15 protein-coding genes are annotated in these 18,201 nt (G+C 63.8%); 5 read left to right on the top strand and 10 right to left on the bottom strand.

The annotated features are described in order from the left end of the window. The first annotated feature begins 547 nt into the window (after positions 1-547). The gene (locus tag FBY20_RS24620; RefSeq protein ID WP_056318083.1) at positions 548-2,776 is read left to right on the top strand and encodes an NADP-dependent isocitrate dehydrogenase; all 2,229 of its coding nucleotides are present in this window, start codon (positions 548-550) and stop codon (positions 2,774-2,776) included. Positions 2,777-3,081: 305 nt separating this feature from the next. Then, a complete protein-coding gene (locus FBY20_RS24615) occupies positions 3,082-3,384 on the top strand; it encodes a DNA-binding transcriptional regulator (protein ID WP_142055131.1) in 303 nt (100 codons plus the stop codon). A 14-nt stretch (positions 3,385-3,398) separates the two neighbouring features. Here FBY20_RS24615 and fetB read toward each other — a convergent pair whose 3' ends face one another. The 9 genes from fetB to FBY20_RS24570 form a co-directional block, all read right to left on the bottom strand. Then, complete coding sequence (gene fetB / locus FBY20_RS24610; RefSeq protein ID WP_142055129.1) at positions 3,399-4,202, bottom strand: iron export ABC transporter permease subunit FetB; 804 nt, start codon at positions 4,200-4,202, stop codon at positions 3,399-3,401. Next, positions 4,193-4,837, bottom strand: a complete 645-nt coding sequence (locus FBY20_RS24605; RefSeq protein WP_369818497.1) for an ATP-binding cassette domain-containing protein — start codon at positions 4,835-4,837, stop codon at positions 4,193-4,195. The genes fetB and FBY20_RS24605 overlap by 10 nt, the downstream gene beginning before the upstream one ends. A gap of 96 nt (positions 4,838-4,933) precedes the next feature. After that, the gene (locus FBY20_RS24600; RefSeq protein ID WP_142055127.1) at positions 4,934-5,827 is read right to left on the bottom strand and encodes a hypothetical protein; all 894 of its coding nucleotides are present in this window, start codon (positions 5,825-5,827) and stop codon (positions 4,934-4,936) included. Between the two features lie 221 nt (positions 5,828-6,048). Beyond that, positions 6,049-7,113 carry a hypothetical protein gene (locus tag FBY20_RS24595; protein WP_142055125.1) on the bottom strand — a complete coding sequence of 355 codons (1,065 nt, stop codon included), beginning with the start codon at positions 7,111-7,113 and terminating at the stop codon, positions 6,049-6,051. Between the two features lie 85 nt (positions 7,114-7,198). Continuing rightward, positions 7,199-8,320, bottom strand: coding sequence for a hypothetical protein (locus tag FBY20_RS24590; RefSeq protein ID WP_142055123.1), 1,122 nt, complete (start codon positions 8,318-8,320; stop codon positions 7,199-7,201). Further along, complete coding sequence (locus FBY20_RS24585; protein WP_142055121.1) at positions 8,320-10,980, bottom strand: T6SS effector BTH_I2691 family protein; 2,661 nt, start codon at positions 10,978-10,980, stop codon at positions 8,320-8,322. Before FBY20_RS24585 ends, FBY20_RS24590 begins: the two co-directional genes overlap by 1 nt. Before the next feature lie 375 nt (positions 10,981-11,355). Beyond that, on the bottom strand, positions 11,356-12,108 hold the full coding sequence (locus FBY20_RS24580) for an amino acid ABC transporter ATP-binding protein (protein WP_056318838.1): 753 nt from the start codon (positions 12,106-12,108) through the stop codon (positions 11,356-11,358). A gap of 31 nt (positions 12,109-12,139) precedes the next feature. Further along, a complete protein-coding gene (locus FBY20_RS24575) occupies positions 12,140-12,793 on the bottom strand; it encodes an amino acid ABC transporter permease (RefSeq protein ID WP_056318568.1) in 654 nt (217 codons plus the stop codon). Positions 12,794-12,924: 131 nt separating this feature from the next. Next, positions 12,925-13,716: an amino acid ABC transporter substrate-binding protein gene (locus FBY20_RS24570; protein ID WP_142055119.1), complete on the bottom strand. Its 792-nt coding sequence runs from the start codon at positions 13,714-13,716 to the stop codon at positions 12,925-12,927. 181 nt (positions 13,717-13,897) lie between these two features. On the opposite strand from FBY20_RS24570, the gene FBY20_RS24565 reads away from it, so the two are divergent. Then, the gene (locus FBY20_RS24565) at positions 13,898-14,734 is read left to right on the top strand and encodes a TlpA disulfide reductase family protein (RefSeq protein WP_142055116.1); all 837 of its coding nucleotides are present in this window, start codon (positions 13,898-13,900) and stop codon (positions 14,732-14,734) included. Here FBY20_RS24565 and FBY20_RS24560 read toward each other — a convergent pair. Further along, entirely contained in the window at positions 14,708-15,889 is a 1,182-nt protein-coding gene (locus FBY20_RS24560) for an alpha-hydroxy acid oxidase (protein WP_142055114.1), read from the bottom strand. The two genes, FBY20_RS24565 and FBY20_RS24560, sit on opposite strands and share 27 nt — an antisense overlap. A gap of 164 nt (positions 15,890-16,053) precedes the next feature. Here FBY20_RS24560 and FBY20_RS24555 point away from each other — a divergent pair, with 164 nt between their 5' ends. Together FBY20_RS24555 and FBY20_RS24550 are read left to right on the top strand one after the other, a co-directional pair. After that, positions 16,054-16,953 carry a LysR family transcriptional regulator gene (locus FBY20_RS24555; RefSeq protein ID WP_056318559.1) on the top strand — a complete coding sequence of 300 codons (900 nt, stop codon included), beginning with the start codon at positions 16,054-16,056 and terminating at the stop codon, positions 16,951-16,953. 129 nt (positions 16,954-17,082) lie between these two features. Continuing rightward, on the top strand, positions 17,083-18,135 hold the full coding sequence (locus tag FBY20_RS24550) for a hydroxyacid dehydrogenase (protein ID WP_142055112.1): 1,053 nt from the start codon (positions 17,083-17,085) through the stop codon (positions 18,133-18,135). The last annotated feature ends 66 nt before the right edge of the window (positions 18,136-18,201 follow it).

The raw sequence follows: 18,201 nt of genomic DNA, 5'->3' as shown, positions 1-18,201 counted from the left end.
TGCTTGGGTAGGCTTGCCCGGCAGAGGCGGCCACAAAAAACCCGCCTCGTGGGGCGGGTGGCTGTGACTGTTGCGGTCGCGCGCTAACCCACCATTCCAGGAATGATGGTAATAATCAGCGAAATGCGGACGGCGCGGAAATTCATGGGCGCTACTTTCCTCTCATCGCGCAGCTTTGTCAAACAGGAAAGTTGGGCTCGATCCGCATCGCATTGGCCGCCGCGCGCGATGCGTCCCTGAAATCTTGGGCATATGCATATTGCGTCGCCATCATGAAATGGAACCATTTCCCGGCGCAATGCGTAGCACGGTATTACAATGGAAAGTTCGTGGCGGTCGCACCTTCCAAGGCGGACCCGGATACGGCCCTTTCAATCGGGCCGGCCGGTCCAGTCAAACAATAGGACGGGCGGCGGTCATGTTGGGCGGACGGCTTGCCTGCGCGTCCCTCCATACGAACCCACTCTCGACAACATCTACCGGCGTACGCCGCATAGCATGTTCGGGTTTGCGCGTTAATCGCCTGAGCCGAACAGATTCAAGGATCATGTCTCTTACTCCGAAGATTATCTATACCCTCACCGACGAAGCTCCGGCACTTGCAACCCGTTCGTTGCTGCCCATCGTCCAGGCATTCGCCAAACCCGCAGGCATCACGGTCGAGACCCGCGACATTTCGCTGGCAGGCCGCATCATCGCCCTGTTCCCGGATTACCTCGAAGACGGCCAGAAGCTGTCCGACGCCCTGGCTGAGCTGGGCGCCCTCGCGGTCAAGCCCGAAGCCAACATCATCAAGCTGCCCAACATCAGCGCCTCGATGCCCCAACTGAAGGCGGCCATCAAGGAATTGCAGGACCAGGGCTACAAGCTGCCGGATTACCCGGATGCCCCCGCCAACGACACCGAGCGTGACGTCAAGGCCCGCTACGACAAGGTCAAGGGCAGCGCCGTCAACCCGGTCCTGCGCGAAGGCAACTCCGACCGCCGCGCCCCGCTGTCGGTCAAGAACTACGCACGCAAGCACCCGCACAAGATGGGCGCCTGGTCGTCCGACTCCAAGTCGCACGTCGCACACATGAGCGAAGGCGACTTCTACGGCACCGAGAAGTCGGCCCTCATCGCCGAAGCCGGCGACGTCAAGATCGAATTGACGGCTGCCGACGGCACCAAGACCGTCCTGAAGGAAAAGACCCCGGTCAAGGCCGGCGAGATCATCGACGCCGCCGTGCTGTCGACCGCCAAGCTGAAGTCCTTCCTGCAGGCGCAGATCGACGACGCGCGCGCCAACGGCGTGCTGTTCTCGGTCCACCTGAAGGCCACCATGATGAAGGTCTCGGACCCCGTCATCTTCGGCCACGTGGTCTCCGTGTTCTACAAGGACGTCCTGGCCAAGCACGCCGACGTCCTCAAGCAGGCCGGCTTTGACCCCAACAACGGCATTGGCGACCTGTACGCCAAGATCCAGTCGCTGCCCGCCGACCAGCAGGCCGCCATCACCGCCGACATCGACGCCGCCTACAAGACGCTGCCGCAACTGGCCATGGTGAACTCCGACAAGGGCATCACCAACCTGCACGTGCCCAGCGACGTCATCGTCGACGCGTCCATGCCCGCCATGATCCGCGACTCGGGCAAGATGTGGAACGCCGAAGGCAAGCTGCAGGACACCAAGGCCGTAATCCCCGACCGCAGCTACGCTGGCGTCTACCAGGCCGTCATCGACGACTGCAAGCGCAATGGCGCGTTCAATCCGGTCACGATGGGCAGCGTGCCCAACGTCGGCCTGATGGCCCAGGCTGCCGAAGAATACGGTTCGCACAACAAGACCTTCGTCGTCCCGGCCGCCGGCACCGTGCGCGTCACCGACGCCTCCGGCGCCGTGCTGCTGGAGCAGGCCGTCGAGGCCGGCGACCTCTGGCGCATGTGCCAGACCAAGGACGCCGCGATCCAGGACTGGGTCAAGCTGGCCGTCACGCGCGCCCGCGCCACCAAGACGCCCGCCGTCTTCTGGCTGGACGAAAAGCGCGCCCACGACGCCCAGGTTATCGCCAAGGTCAAGCAGTACCTGAAGGACCACGACACCAGCGGCCTGGACCTGCGCATCCTCGACCCCGTCGAAGCCACCAAGTTCTCGGTCAAGCGCATCCGCGAAGGCCTGGACACCATCTCGGTCACCGGCAACGTGCTGCGCGACTACCTGACCGACCTGTTCCCCATCATGGAACTGGGCACCAGCGCCAAGATGCTGTCGATCGTGCCGCTGGTCGCCGGCGGCGGCCTGTTTGAAACCGGCGCGGGCGGTTCGGCGCCCAAGCACGTGCAGCAGTTCCTGGAAGAAGGCTTCCTGCGCTGGGATTCGCTGGGCGAATTCATGGCGCTGGCCGAGTCGCTGGACCACCTGGGCCGCACGTACAAGAACCCGACCGCCCAGATCCTGGCCAAGACGCTGGATCAGGCCACGGCCAAGTTCCTGGACGAAAACAAGTCGCCCGAGCGCAAGGTCGGCGGCCTGGACAACCGCGGCAGCCACTTCTATCTGGCGATGTACTGGGCCCAAGCCCTGGCCGCCCAGACCGAAGACCGCGCCCTGGCCGCCCAGTTCGCGCCCGCCGCGACCGCGTTCTCCGAAGGCGAGAACAAGATCCTGGACGAGCTCAAGGCAGCCCAAGGCAAGCCCGTGGACATCGGCGGCTACTACCAGCCGAACGAAGCCAAGGCCAGCCAGGCCATGCGCCCCAGCGCCACGCTGAACAAGGTGCTGGCCTCCATCGGCTAAGCGTCCCCTGCTTTGCCAGCCGGCGCAAGCTGGCTGGCAGACAAGAAACCGGCAGTCCCGTTGGGACTGCCGGTTTTTTCTTTGAGCGCCCCGGATGCCTGCATTCGTGGGCGACCTCGGATCGGTGCACGACAGCCATTCACCCGCGGCTTCAGGCGGGCGACTGTCTTCCTGGGGGGCTGACACCTTGCAGCGCAATGTCGCCGATACCCAAAATCCGACTGACTTACGGGGGCTGCCCCGACCTCCTACTGCGGATGCGCGAGTAAGTTCATCCCAGACCGGCGTAATGCTCGAGGTGAACTGTGACCAAACTCATTGAATCTCTGCGCGAAGATCTCGCCGCGCTCTACCATGCGGGGTCGATAGACAAAGTCACGATGCGGGACTTTGACGCTATCTGCCCTGCCCCCGTCCGGAATTTCAGTCCGGGCGACATTAAACGGCTACGTGAAGATTTACGATTCAGCCAACCTGTATTCGCGCTGCACCTGCACACCAGCACTTCGACCGTCAAGAAATGGGAACAAGGCGACACGCGCCCTACCGGCCCTGCATTGAAGCTTCTCAATCTCCTGGCTGACAAAGGGCTGCACGCCATCCTTTGACGGCCGCCACCGCATCACACCCGCCCCGGCATCAACCTGTCCAGCCGCAGCCTTCCACGCTCATCGGTCAATCGGCGCATGGCGCCGTAGGCTGCGCCCATCGCTGCCATGCCGCTTGCGCCGCACAGCAGGAACATCAGCAGGATCTGGTATTTGGCCGCGTCCACCGGGTCCATGCCCGCGATGATCTGGCCGGTCATGATGCCGGGCAAGGTGATGATGCCCGCCGCCGACATCTGGTTGATGCTCGGCACGATGCCGCGCCGCACGGATTCTCGCAGCAGCGATGCGAACGCCTGGTGGACCGTGGCGCCCAGCGCCAGGCGCGCCTCGATGCCCAGCCGTTCGCGGCGCACGCCTGACAGCATGCCGTCCAGCGCCAGACTGGCGGCATTGAGCACGCTGCCCAGCACAATGCCCACCAGTGCAATCGTGTAGCGCGGGTCGTACCAGGGGTCTGGACGCAACGCCGTGCTCAGGATGAACAGCGCCGTGATCAGCGTGGTGCTGGCCACCGCCAGCGTGCCGACCCAGCCGTTGCCGTGTCCGGTCAGGCGCGCCTTGGGCCGGGCGGCCACCTCGCGCGCGGCCAGCGCCATCATCACGGCCACCACCAGTGCCGTCAGCCATGGGGCGGCGTGGGCGAAAACGATGCGCAGGATCTGGCCAATCAGGAGCAGCTGCACCACCGTGCGTACCGCCGCCCACAGCACCTGCCTTTGCAGGTCCAGGCGCAGCGCGAAGGAAATGCCGGCGCTCAGCAGCACCAGCAGCGATGCGATCACCAGATCCAGCGCCTGCAGTTGGATTACGTCCATAGGGGCTCCATGCGGCCCTGCGTCATCCGCCAGCTTCGGCGCGCCAGACGGCCGGCCTGCTCGGCGCTGTGCGTGACGATCAGGATGCCGCCACCGCGAGTCAGAAACCGCGCCAGTTCGGCCTCGACCAGCGCCGTCGCGACCTCGTCCAATGCCGCGGTCGGCTCGTCCAGCAGCAGCACGCGCGGCTTTTGCAGCAGCGCGCGCACGAGCCCCATGCGTTGGCGCTCGCCCGTGGACAGTTCGTGGACCAGCGCATCGAACTTGTCCTCGGCCAGCCCCAGCCGGCTCATGACGCCGACCGCCTCCGCGCGGTCCGCGTAATGCGCGGACACATGGTCATCCCACCAGCCGGCCTCGGCCTGGCAATACACCACCTGGCGCCGCCATTCAAAACCGCGCATGGCCGACCGGCGGCGGCCATCCAGCTCGGCCTCGCCGTGGCCGGGATCCAGGTCGGCGATCTGGCGCAGCAGCAGCGATTTGCCCGACCCCGACGCGCCGACCACGGCCGAGCACTCCCCCGCGGCCAGATCCAGGCTCACGGGCGCCAGGCGCTCGCTGTACAGGCCGCGCAGTCTGAGCAGCGGCGGAGCGTCAGAATCGGAGTGCGTGGAAACCGGCATGGGGGGCATGGGTATGCATCATATCGAATAGTCGGCGATCATCGAACGTCCAAGCCCTATAACGGCATACGCAAGTCGACTGATCATCTCAACGTGCAGGTATCATCAGTTCCGTTCACGCTTCTTACCCACGCGCGACGAACTCTCGGGGGCCCGCCCCGGCCGCAATTTCCAGCGGTGCGCATTGGCCAGCAACTGTGACTGAACGTCCGGCGGATAGTCAGCGACGGTAGTGAAAGCGGGCGCCAGCTTTCCCGGCTGGCCTGCCTCACGAATGACGCGCGGCCAACGTGGCCGCCAGCACAGCAACAACGAAGCCCAATGCGAGAGCCCGACGATAACGAATGCAGGCGAGATCAGCACGCAACCCAACCACGTCAACGGGCCGCTGTTGCGCAGAAACGGACCTAGCGCCTCGAACTGCGCCGTGAAGGCTGGCCAGGGCAAAGGCACCTGCGAGCTGATGCGCGGTCTCTCGACAGCTTGCAGACCGCCCTCGTCCATGTACCGGCGGATGAATTCCCACTCAGCTTGCAAGTCGTACAGACGACTGCTTGGCTTTCCCACCAACGCAAAGTTCGGAAACGGCAACGGCGTATCGTCTGGAAACCATCCGAGCATAAGGCGCTGACCCGCCATCTCCATCGAGGTTGTGCCGTTCCAGGGCAAGACAAGGACACCGCCACAATGCGAAGGTCGATGAAGATAGACTTGACGAGTAATCCGATTAAACCGAACCAGCAAGTGACGGGACGTCAACACCTCTAGACGACTGAAGCGGAATGCGTGCCTGAAGTAGAGCCAAAGCGGCACGCCAAAAATAATGACGTCGAACGCCAAATCAAAGTACTGCTGCCACCCGATTGAACTGTCATACCACTTCATCGAGCCGAGCAGCACTGCAAAGAGAATTGGTCCCGAACTAACGGCCCACGCATATAAAATCATGCCCACAAAAATTGCAGTGGCGAGCGTGATAAGCCCCCGCTTGTCTTCCATTCCCCCGCAACGCATCTCCATATATATATCGTTAGCGGCGTACACTGGGCCGCGACTGACAGCGCGATCGCAACGTTTTGCCTGTTGGGCCGCTCGCTCTTGCGCGACATCTTCTACGTAAGACACAGCTCGTGGCGAGGGCCGTGCGCCTCTGGAATGGCTCCCTAATTCCTCATCCGATTTCAAGCAGCCCCACCACATCATCCACTCGGTCGCGTACATCAAGCCACCTCATTCAGGGCGCCATAGACGCTCGCCAATTCTTGCGCTGTGTCTTCAAACGGCTTCTCGTTCTGAAACTTTGGTCCGCGATACGAAGTACGCTTGCACCATTTCTGCAGAGCGTCATCATCGAAAATTGCGATTGCCACACTGGCTACGACCAAAATTCCCGTCCCACGGAGTAGCAGGCGGCGAAAAAATAGCGCCACTGCCTCCTTGGCAAAGAAGGCTGAAATGTCTGCCATCATGCCCAACGCGACGCTCCAGCGTGAGAGCACAGCCCGCTCTGCAACAATGCGTAGCATCGGTGCAGCTGCTCCCAAGGTTAAGCTTGCTTGCCCAGTCGCCATCAAGAGAGCCGTGACAAACCGGACCCGAAATGCTCGGGATAGCGATGTTTTTTTCTCCTTCGCCGCGTTCTGCATATCAATCAGATCATACGTAGCGGCGATCGCACCTCCCATGATCGCCAACGCCCCACCCCACAGCCGCAGCCTCCCCAAGAACACCGTCGCCCCCACCCCGGTCGTGCTTCCCGGATTGAAGTGCCTCAACACCAGCTCCGTCCCGCAGGCCAGCATTTCGATCCCCGCCGCGCCGGCGGTCAGCACGGCGGCCGCCAGCTCGGCTCTCTGCCTGTCGTCCTGAGGCAGGCTGTGCATTCTTAATCCGAGCAGCCCAGCCTCAAGCAACAGCAGCCACCCGCTGGCCCTTACCTTGTAGAACTCGCTTGAGCGTGCATCCACCAGTTCCGTCGCGAAGGCGAATTGGACGTTCTGCTTGATCTGGCCTCGCATGACCGTCCGGTCCGCGCTGTGGCCGATGGCCTGCAGGTCCTCTAGCCTGAGGTTGACGGCGCGCTCGCCGATGCTGGCGGCGAGCCAGCTGCGGGTGGCCCTGTGGACGAACCATTCGTTGCCTCGCGAGGCGTGGCGCAAGGTCTGGCGGCCCAGGCTGGCGTACCAGGCCAGGACTCCGCCTGACAGTCCCGCATTGCTCGATTTGTCCATCGCTTCGTACACGCTATTGGCCTTGTCAAAGAGCTGCCCTAGCGTCTTTGCCATGTCCAAGTCGGGTGTTCGAGAGTGTTCGAGGAACATTTTGCAAGGGGGCGGGGAATCACAGCGGGTTAGGAGCCGCGAGTCGCCCTCACCCATGGCGCTTTCCCGAGCGCGACGAATTCGCAGGGGCCCGCCCGGGCCGCAATTTCCAGCGGTGCGCATTGGCCAGCATCTGTGACTGAACGTCCGGCGGATAGTCAGCGACGGTAGTGAAAGCGGGCGCCGGCTTTCCCGGCTGGCCTGCCTCACGAATGACGCGCGGCCAACGTGGCCGCCAGCACAGCAACAACGAAGCCCAATGCGAGAGCCCGACGATAACGAATGCAGGCGAGATCAGCACGCAACCCAACCACGTCAACGGGCCGCTGTTGCGCAGAAACGGACCTAGCGCCTCGAACTGCGCCGTGAAGGCTGGCCAGGGCAAAGGCAGCTGCGAGCTGATGCGCGGTCTCTCGACAGCTTGCAGACCGCCCTCGTCCATGTACCGGCGGATGAATTCCCATTCGGACTGCAGGTCGGATAGTCGGCTGCTTTGCCTTCCGATAAACACCGCGGTTGGAAAGGGAAGATCCGTGTTGTCACCGGGGTACCAGCCCATCACCAACCTCAATCCGGGAATTTCCTCTGTATGCACACCCTCCCAAGGCAGAACCAGAATCCCCCCGCAGCTTGCCGGCCGGTGAAGAAAGACTTGACGGGTGATTCGGTTGAAGCGAATCAGGAGGTGGCGTGACGTGAGCATTTCAAGGCGAGTGAAGCGAAATGCATACTTGAAATACAGCCAGAGCGCTCCAGCCGTCACCGTGGTCCCCAAAAGAAAAGTGAACAGATCACCGATATATAGCTCTCGGCCAAAGGCGACTCCAGAGCCGGATAGGACTGCCCAAAGCAATCTTCCGTCTATGTCTATCCATGAACCCACCATGAAGTACATGAAGACGATCGTGAGCAGAGAGATGAATCCTCTCTTGTCTTCTAAACCACCGCAGCGCATTTCAAGGTATGCGTCGGTGCATGCATAGACCGGCCCCTTCGTTCTAGCCTGGCCGAACCGCTTCGCAGATTGGCGCGCGCGGTCCTCCACAAGGCAATCTTCATAGGCCGGCTGAATGATTGGGATCGCCTGATTCTGGTATTCCTCGAGATTTTTCCTTAACCACGCGTCCGGTTTCAGACATACGAACCAAGAGATCCACTCAGCGATGTACATCAGATGATTTCCAAAAGCGCGCTATACAAGGCGGCCAACTCTTCTTCGGCATCCTTGTAAGTCTTCTCATACTTGAACTTCGGACCACGGTAGAGGGAACGCTTGCACCACTTTTCGAGGGCATCGTCATCAAATATCGTAATGACCACCGTAAAGGCGACTGTAATTAAGGTCCCACGAAGCAACACGCGCCGCAAGAAAAGGATGACCGCTTGTCGAGCCAAAACTGCGGAGACGCGAGAAAACAAATTCCACCAGGCAGCGTATTTCGTCGTTATCGCGCGCTCGGCTAGCATCTTGATCATTGGGCGCGCCGCCGCAACCGCCAGACCTGCTTGGCTGACGGTCATGGCAGCGGCCGCCCAGAATCGAATTCGATATGCACTCCCAAGCACTGTTCGACGTTCCCCAATGGCGGCCGTGCCATCCTGCCATTCGTAGATCATGAGCACGACGCTCCCCGCCGTCGCCAACGCCCCACCCCACAGCCGCAACCTCCCCAAGAACACCGTGGCCCCCACCCCGGTCGTGCTTCCGGGATTGAAGTGCCTCAACACCAGCTCCGTCCCGCAGGCCAGCATTTCGATCCCCGCCGCGCCGGCGGTCAGCACGGCGGCCGCCAGCTCGGCTCTCTGCCTGTCGTCCTGAGGCAGGCTGTGCATTCTTAATCCGAGCAGTCCGGCCTCAAGCAAGAGCAGCCACCCGCTGGCCCTTACCTTGTAGAACTCGCTGGAGCGCGCATCCACCAGCTCCGTCGCGAAGGCGAATTGGACGTTCTGCTTGATCTGGCCTCGCATGACCGTCCGGTCCGCGCTGTGGCCGATGGCCTGCAGGTCCTCTAGCCTGAGGTTGACGGCGCGCTCGCCGATGCTGGCGGCGAGCCAGCTGCGGGTGGCCCTGTGGACGAACCATTCGTTGCCTTGCGAGGCGTGGCGCAAGGTCTGGCGGCCCAGGCTGGCGTACCAGGCCAGGACTCCGCCTGACAGTCCCGCATTGCTCGATTTTTCCATCGCTTCGTACACGCTATTGGCCTTGTCAAAGAGCTGCCCTAGCGTCTTTGCCATTTCGAGGCCCGTGCGCGTGTACTGGTAAATGGTTTCGCCGGCAGCGAGCGCCGGCTCGGATTTCGCGGATTCGCGGATGCGGTCCATTTCCGCCAGGATGGCATCCTGATTCAGTCCAAAGCTTCGCAGCGCGAGGTTCTTGCGGTCTTGCGCCCCACCCTGCCACCACTCTTGGATGACGTTGGCACTGCTTTCGCATCCTTCCGCACCAAAGACGCACAGTCCTGTCTGACCCGCAAACCGCCAGCCGCTGGCAAGATCGGCATCGTCATAGACTTCCAACCCATCCAGCAATTGCTCGCTCTGCAACCAGACTTCGTATGGCAGTGCCCGACGCGCCGCTTCCTGTTCCGCAATTCGACACTGGATCTCGAAACCCGCGAGCGCCTGTTTCATGGCGTAGATCTGCAACGCCGCGTTCGGGTCCGGCGGAGTTACGTACTTGCTTTCGAAGCGGGCGCGGTATTCGCCGCTGTCCAGTTTGGCTTGCACCCGCGCCCTTATCGTGGCTTCGTAGTTGCGCACGTGCTCTTGGGCTGCCGCTTCCCAGCGTTTCTGCTGCGCCTCGTCGAGGATCCAGTTGCGCCCCCGCGCCATCTCGGCATTGAACACCTTGTCCCGTTCGATCTCGATGTAATGCTGCGCCTCCAAGGCAGCAGACCTTTCTTCAAACTGATTCCGAACATCGCCGAACGCCTGCGCCACCAGAATCTTGCGTTCGTTGCTGATGCCGTTGTTCGCCCCACCCCTGTTCAAGTAGTCCTTCAGCGTCTCGACGGCCTCGTTTCGCCAGGCGTTGAGTTGCTGAGTAATGCCGATGGGGTCGCGCAGCACGATAGCGGCGCCACGGGCTCGGGTGACCGTCGGCCTCAAATCCGACGCGACCAATTGCGGGGCGTGGTGATAATCCGGGTCGGAATGGAGCTGATCGGCAAGTGTGGGCGCCAGGCGGGTATGGGCCGCGGCGATGCTCTCGGCAATGCCATTGTTCGTGGAAGACATGTCGAGCACGTCGGGAGCAAACGAGCAGCTGCTGGCGATTTCCTTGATGTCGAATGCCTGCAGCTTGTTGCGCAACGAATCGGTATCGCGCAACTTGTCGAGCATGCGCTCGGTAAGCACGTCCGGAGTGAACAGCAGGCGCGCTTCCTGGATGTCTTCCGGGGCCTTGAACAGGATGGTCCAGCCGCCATATCCGAGCAGGCGGCGCGGTTCGGGCGCGTACTGCAAATCTGGCGAGTAAGGCCAGAATGGAGAGAACACCCCTGTCCCTGTCGCTCGCCACACGCTTTCGCAATTCCATTTTCCGAAGCGCTTGATGAACGCGTACAGGTAACCCTGGCGCATGGCGCGCACGGCGTAGCGGACGCCTTTGGCTTGCAACGCGGGCAACCCCAGGCCGAGATTGCGAGGCAGATCCGGCGCCAGCGCGGCAAGCGCTTCCGGATCTTCGCTGGTCACCACGGCATAGCGCAGCGGAAGAATGGCAACTTCGGACTTGCAGTCGACGCACGGGCTGGGCGCCTCGTCCCGTCGAGTACTGCGCGCGACATCGACTGCCTGCGATAGCAGCTCTTCCAATGACACCTGGTTCATGACCGCGGTCCAGAACGCCGTGATGGTGAAATGTCGTGCTGAAGTGCGCTGGCTTCCCCATCATTGGCGCCAACGATAAACAGAAAAATCGGACGAGATTGGGCGGGCACGCGGCGCTCCGGTGGCTGCGGCCCGGCTCGAAAGACGTTATTGCTGAGGCGGCCGCTATGGGGTGGGCGTCCGCCGCGTACCCTGACCGGAAGCGCCCTAGCTTCCCACCTGATGCACCCGAGGACGATCGCCGTGATCGTGCTCGCGCATCTGAAACGTGTACATCAAAAGCTTCTTAAATACGCCAGTTATCCCGAACTTGGGCGTGGCACACCGCGGATATGCTCGGCTTCCGTGGCGCAGCGCAACACCCAGGCCGATCAATCAAAGCATATGCGCCAGAAACTCCCGGCTGCGCGCATGCCGGGGCGCGGCAAAGAACGCGGCGGAAGGCGCTTCCTCGACGATGCGGCCGTCGTCCATGAAGATGACGCGATGCGCCACTTCGCGCGCGAAGCCCATTTCGTGGGTCACGACCAGCATGGTCATGCGTTCGTCGGCCAATTGCTTCATGGTGCGCAGCACTTCGCCGGTCAGTTCCGGGTCCAGCGCCGACGTGGGCTCGTCGAACAGCATGATGTCGGGTTCCATGGCCAGCGCGCGGGCAATGGCGACGCGCTGCTTCTGGCCGCCGGACAGGCGGGTGGGATAGTTGTCGCGCTTGTTCAGAAGGCCGACCTTGCGCAGCAGTTCTTCTGCCTTGGGCACGATCTGGGCGCGGGTCATGCCCTTGACTGTGATGGGCGCCTCGATGATGTTCTGCAGCACCGTCATGTGCGGAAACAGGTTGAACGACTGGAACACCATGCCCATCTTGCGGCAGATGCGGCGCACGTCGGCGTCGCTGGCGTATTGGCTGCGCGCGCCGGTGACGGCGGCCGCCATGGTTTCGCCTTCCACCACGATGCTGCCTTCGTCGATGGTCTCAAGGTGATTCAGGCAGCGCAGGAACGTGCTCTTGCCCGAGCCCGACGGGCCGATCACCGCGACCACCTCGCCCTGCTCCAGGGTCAACGAAACGTCGTCGAGCACCCGGTTCGCGCCGAAGGATTTGACGATGTGGCGGGCTTCGATCATGACCGGGCGCGTGATCAGCCCGGCCGGGGAATTACTGGTCATATTTGGCATAGCGCTTTTCCATGTGCTGGAAGAACCACGTCAGGAGCAGCGTCATCAACAGGTAGAAAGCCGCGGCGACCAGGAACGGCGTGGTCGTGAAGTCGCGCTGTACGATCCCGCGCGCGGTGCGCAGGATGTCATTGAGGGCCAGCACGTAGATGAGCGAGGTGTCCTTGACCAGCGTGATGGTCTCGTTGCTCATGGGGGGCAACACGCGCTGCACCATCTGCGGCAGGACGATGCGGCGCAGCGTCTGCAGGTAGGTCATGCCCAGCACCTTGCTGCCTTCGTACTGGCCACGGTCCACCGACTGGATGCCGGCGCGGAAGATCTCGGCGAAATACGCGGCGTAGTTCAGGGCAAACGCCACGACGGCCGCCGGAAAGTCGGGCAGCCGGATGCCGATCACCGGCACGAACGGCAGCGCGAAATAGATGAACAGCATCTGGAGCATCAGCGGCGTGCCGCGCATCAGCCAGATATAGCCATTGACGGCGCGGCTCAGCAGCGGCCACTTCGAGATGCGCGCCAAGGCCAGCACCAGGCCCAGCGGCACGGCGAGCGCCAGCGTGATGAAAAACAGCGTCAAGGTCACTTTCGCGCCTTGCGCCATCGGCCCCAGAAGGGAAAGTACGTAGTCCATGCAGTGGGTTCGCGCCGCGCGGGCAAGAGAGAATCATGGGCGAGCCCGCCTGGCCTTGCGGCGCTGCGGCGGGCTGCGAACTGCAACGGCAAAGGCGCCCCGGCCGGTTGGGCCGCGGGCGCTTTTCTCGTTTACTTGATGATGTTGGCGCCGAACCACTGCGTGGCGATGCGGCCGGCGGTGCCGTCCTGCTTCATCGAATCCAGCGTCTTGTCCAGCTTGGCCAGGAGTTCGGTGTCGTCCTTGCGCACGCCGACGCCGTAGTCTTCCGTGCCGAAGTTCTCTTCCAGCACGCGGTATTCGCCCGCGCGCTTGCTGATGAGGTAGCGGCCCACGACTTCGTCGACGACGATGGCGTCCAGACGGCCCGCGGCCAGGTCCATCAGCGCGGTGACGTTGTCGCCGAACTTCTTCACTTCCTTGATCTGGGCGGCAACCGGATCCTTGGCAATGGCGTCGGTGGCGCTGCTGCCGTCCTGCGCGCCGACGACCTTGCCGGCCAGGTCATTCTTGACCTTCACGGGCGACGTGTTGCCCACGATGATGATCTGGTGGTTGGCCATGTAGGGCGCGGTGAAGCTGATGTTCTTCTTGCGCTCTTCCGTGATGGTCAGGCCGTTCCACAGCACGTCGACGCGCTTGCCGTTCAGCTCGGCTTCCTTGGCGCTCCAGTCGATGGGCTTGAACTCCACTTCGATGCCCAGGCGCTTGCTGGCTTCCTTGGCCATGTCGATGTCAAAACCGACGATCTGGTTGCTGGCGTCGCGAAATCCCATGGGCGGGAAATTGTCGTCCAGACCCACGACAACCTTCTTGGGCGCGGCCGGCGCCTGGGTGCTCGCGGCGGGCGCGTTGTCGCCAGGACCGCAGGCCGTGAGCAGCGAGGTTGCGGACACAAGAAGTACAGCAGTCAGTTTTTTCATCGTTGTGGGGTGCGCCAGGCGCAGGATTGAAGAATGCCGGATTGGCTGGCTTTGAGCCGCGAGGCGCTATTTTAGCGTCCCCGCCAGGATGTGCCGGCGCGATTCGGAGCCGGATCGCGCGTCAGCCTGCCGGCTGGCCGCGCCGTGCTAGGCTGGCGGCCTTCTCCCATCAGGAACCTGCATGCCGCCCGCCATCCGTCTTGGCCCGCTTGTTTTCCCCGCCGAACTCGCCGTGCTGGCCGCCGCCGCCCTTGTTGGACTGCTCGCGGCGCACCTGCTGAACCGCACCGGCCGGGATGGCCGCCGCGCCGACGTCTCCGGCGTGCTGTGGGGCGCCCTGATCGTGGGTCTGCTGGCCGCCCGGCTGGGCTTTGTCTGGCAGTACCGGGATCCGTTCCTGCAGAACCCCTTGGCCGTGCTGGACGTGCGCGACGGCGGCTGGGCCGGCACGTGGGGTCTGGCGGCCGCCTGGATCTATGCCGTGGCGGCCATGCTGCGCCGCGGCGTGCCAAGGCCGGCCGTCATCGGCGCCCTGGCGTTGGCCACGGCCACCTGGCTTGCTGGGGGCCGCCTGCTGGCGCCGCCGGATCAACCGCCGCCGGCGCTCGCGCAGCTTCGCCTGCAGGACCTTAACGCCGTCCCCGTGGCGCTATCCGCGTATCAAGGCAAGCCCACTGTCGTCAATCTGTGGGCAAGCTGGTGCCCGCCGTGCCGGCGCGAGATGCCCGCCTTTGAAGCTGCGCAAGCTGCTCACCCGGACGTGCATTTCGTGTTCTTGAACCAGGGTGAAGCCCCGCCCGAGCTCACGCAATACCTGCGCCAGCACGCGCCAGCGCTTCAAGACGTGCTGATGGACCCGGCCAGCGACGCGTCCCGCCAACTTAGCAACCGCGGCCTGCCGGCAACGTTATTCCTGGATGCCAGTGGACGGATGGTGGACCTGCGCGTGGGCGAATTGTCGGCCGCGACGCTGGCCCAGCGTCTGGATGCCTTACGCGCCGCGTCCAGCAAGCCGTGAAGCGCGTTGCAGGCATTCGGCGTTCAACTCCCTGACATCCACGACGCCCAGCAGGCCCATGTCGCGCTTGACTTCCTCGGCGATCAGCGCGATTGCGTGCGCCACGCCGCGCTGCCCCGCGACCGTCGCCGCATAGTTGAACGGGCGCCCCACGAACACGCAGCGCGCGCCCAGCGCCAACGCCTTGATCACGTCCGTTCCGCGGCGCACGCCACTGTCCAGCATCACTTCCATGCGGCCGCCCACCGCGTCCACGATGGCGGGCAAGGCGTGCAGCGGCGGCACGCTGCCGTCCAGCTGCCGGCCACCGTGGTTGGACACGATGATGCCGTCCATGCCCAGCGCGAGCGCCGTCCGCGCGTCGTCGGGATGCAAAACGCCCTTGAGCACCATCTGCCCCCGCCAGCGCCGGCGGATGGCGGCCACGTGTTCCCAGTTCAGGTGGCCGCGGTCGGAGAAGTCGCGCAGCACGCTGGCCGACAGGATGGGCGCGCCCCGGGTCGCATAGTTGTTCTCGAAGTGCGGCATGCCGTGACGCAACAACGTGCGCAGGAATGTGCCGAAGAGCCATCGGGGATGCGTCAGCCCCTGCCACGCCAGGCCCAGGCTTGGCCGCAGCGGCGTCGAGAACCCGGCGCGCACGTTGTTCTCGCGATTCGCGGCCACCGGCGTGTCGACCGTCAGGACGAGCGTGCCGACGCCGGCCGCCGCCACGCGATCGATGAGCGCGGCGATCTGGGCGTCGTCGCCGGGCAGATAGGCCTGAAACCAGGTGCCCGGCGCCTGCTCCATCACGGTCTCCAGGCGGATCAGGGACGAACCGCTCATGATGCAGGGCACGCCGGCATCCGCGGCCGCCTTGGCCAGCACGATATCGCCGCGGTAACCGGATATCGCCGTAATGCCCATGGGCGCCACACCCACGGGCGCGGCGAACTCCTTGCCAAGCACGGTGCACCGGGTACTTCGCGCGGACACGTCCACCAGCACCTTGGGCAGAAAACCATATTCGGCAAACGCGTCGCGGTTGCCGCGTTCCGAATGGCCGTCCTCGACCGCGCCTGACACGTACGCATAGATGGGCTTGGGCAGCCGCTTTCTGGCGGCGGCTTCGAAGTCGTGCAGACTGAGCATGCGGCGCAGCGGATCGGGCATGTGGGCTCCTCGGGGCGCTCGCGCGGCGAGCGCCCGTCCGGTCGTTGTCGGTATTGGCGGGGACTATAGGCGCGACGGCAGTTTGAATAAAGTGACTTTATCGATCTTGTTCCCTACACTTTTATTCGCCCTCACCAGCCTGCTCCGCCGGATTGCATCCTCTCATGACGCTCAAGCAACTCGAGGCCTTCTACTGGGCCGCCACCTGCAAGAACTTCGCCATCGCCGCGAACCGGCTGAATATTTCGGTTTCGTCGTTGTCCAAGCGGATTGGCGAACTGGAATCGTCCATCGGGGCCGAACTCTTCAGCCGCAGCGCCCGCAGCGCCACGTTGACCGCGCTGGGCGAACAGCTGGTGCCGCACGCCAAGGATCTGCTGCGCAACGCCGACCAGTTCATGCAGCAGGCCAGCAACAACCTCAGCTATTCGGGCCGCTGCCGGTTTGGCGCGGGCGAGCTGACGTCACTGACCTGGATGGCCCGCCTGATTGAAGTGATTCAACTCGACCACCCCGATCTGCTGGTCGAGCCCTTCGTGGGCGTTGGCGAACTGGTCGAGCGCGGCCTGGAAGAAGGCGAACTCGACTTTGCCGTCATCGCGGGCCCCTCTTCCCGGCCGTCGATCGCGTCGCGCGTCATCGGCAGCGCCCACTTCGAATGGGTGGCCGCCGCCGGCGCCGTCCCCAATCCCCAGACGCTCACCCCCGCCGACCTGCCCGGCCTGACGCTCATCACCCTGCCGCAAAGCTCGGGCGCCATCCGCATCCTGGACGACTGGCTGACCGAGCAACGCGTGTCGCCGGGCCGCAACCAGTGCTGCAACGGTTGGGGCGGCATCGCGGCCATGCTCCGCCAAGGCCTGGGGCTGGGCTTCCTGCCATCGGCCTGGGCACGCATCCTGATCGACCGGGGCGACTTGCACCCCCTGCCCGGATTCGCGCCCCTGCGCCCGCTTACCTACACCTTCCAATGGCGCCGGGACGACACGCGGCCCATGTTGGAAACGCTGCGCGCGCACGCCGAGGCCTGCCTGGATTTTCATGCGCCCTCGGGAATGGTGTGAGCGCAAATGCCGCTGAGCGAAGGGCTCGACAGTTTCACAAAAGCGTTCTATTGAGCAGAAAATTATTCGCTTTATCTCCCCTTTTGGCGGGCGTAGAGTCCAGTCGGACTGACTTGGAGATATGGCCCCATGCCGGATTCCGGATTCACCCCGCACGACCGCCCCGCCCGGCTTGTCCGCCTGGACCTGTGGCTGAACCCCGTATTTGACGAAATCATCGGCGCCACGCCCGGCATCGCGTTGTCGGTGCTGCCCGCGAAGGGCGACGACGCCCGCACGCTTGCCGGATTGAAATCCGCTCATGCCTACCATGTGTCCGCGGCCAAGGACGAGCTGCCGCGCCAGTGGTTTGTCGGCGAATCATTGATCGCGCAGTGCCCGGACCTCGTGTGCGTGTCGTCGGGCGGCGCGGGCTACGACACCATCGATGTGCCGGCCTGCACGGCGGCCGGCATCGCTGTCGTGAACCAGGCCGGCGGCAACGCCGAGTCCGTGGCCGAACACACTTACGCGCTGCTGCTGGCCGTGCGACGCCGGATCGTCGAATCCCATAACCGCCTGCGCCATGACACCGGCTTTTCGCGCGAAGACCTGATGGGCCACGAGATCCACGGCGCGGTCATCGGCCTGGTGGGCATTGGCAAGATCGGCACCTGCGTGGCCCGCATTGCCCAAGGCTTTGGCCTGCGCGTCATCGCCCACGATCCGCTGCTGGACGCCGCGACCATCCGCGCGCGAGGCGCTGAACCGGTCGGGCTGGACGAACTGCTGTCGCAGTCCGACATCGTCTCGCTGCATTGCCCGCTGGACGCCACCACGCGCGGCCTGTTCGGTGCGCGCGCCTTTGCGGCGATGAAACCCGGCGCGGTGTTCATCTCGACGGCCCGCGGCGGCATCCATGACGAAAGCGCGCTGCATGACGCGTTGCGGGGCGGACACCTGCGAGGCGCCGGGCTGGACGTGTGGGAGCAGGAACCGCCCGACCGTTCGGCCCCGCTGCTGGCATTGGACAACGTCGTGGCCACCTTCCATACCGCGGGCGTCACGCATGAAGCGCGCCGCAGCGTCGCCCGTTCCTCGGCAACGCAGCTTGCCGCCATGCTGCGCGGCGAGCGGCCGCCGCAACTCGTCAACCCGGAGGTCTGGCCCCGGGCCGCCGAGCGCATTGCCCACCTGACATAACAACGCGGCATTCGAGCCTGCCCGCGCCGCAAGGCGCGCGACAGGCCGTGACCGCCAAAACATCCA

This window comes from Achromobacter sp. SLBN-14 (genome assembly GCF_006715415.1).
In the GTDB taxonomy this organism is placed as follows: Bacteria; Pseudomonadota; Gammaproteobacteria; order Burkholderiales; family Burkholderiaceae_B; genus Achromobacter; species Achromobacter mucicolens.
Note: the sequence above shows the minus strand (reverse complement) of the source record. Positions and strands in the feature narration are given on the sequence as shown.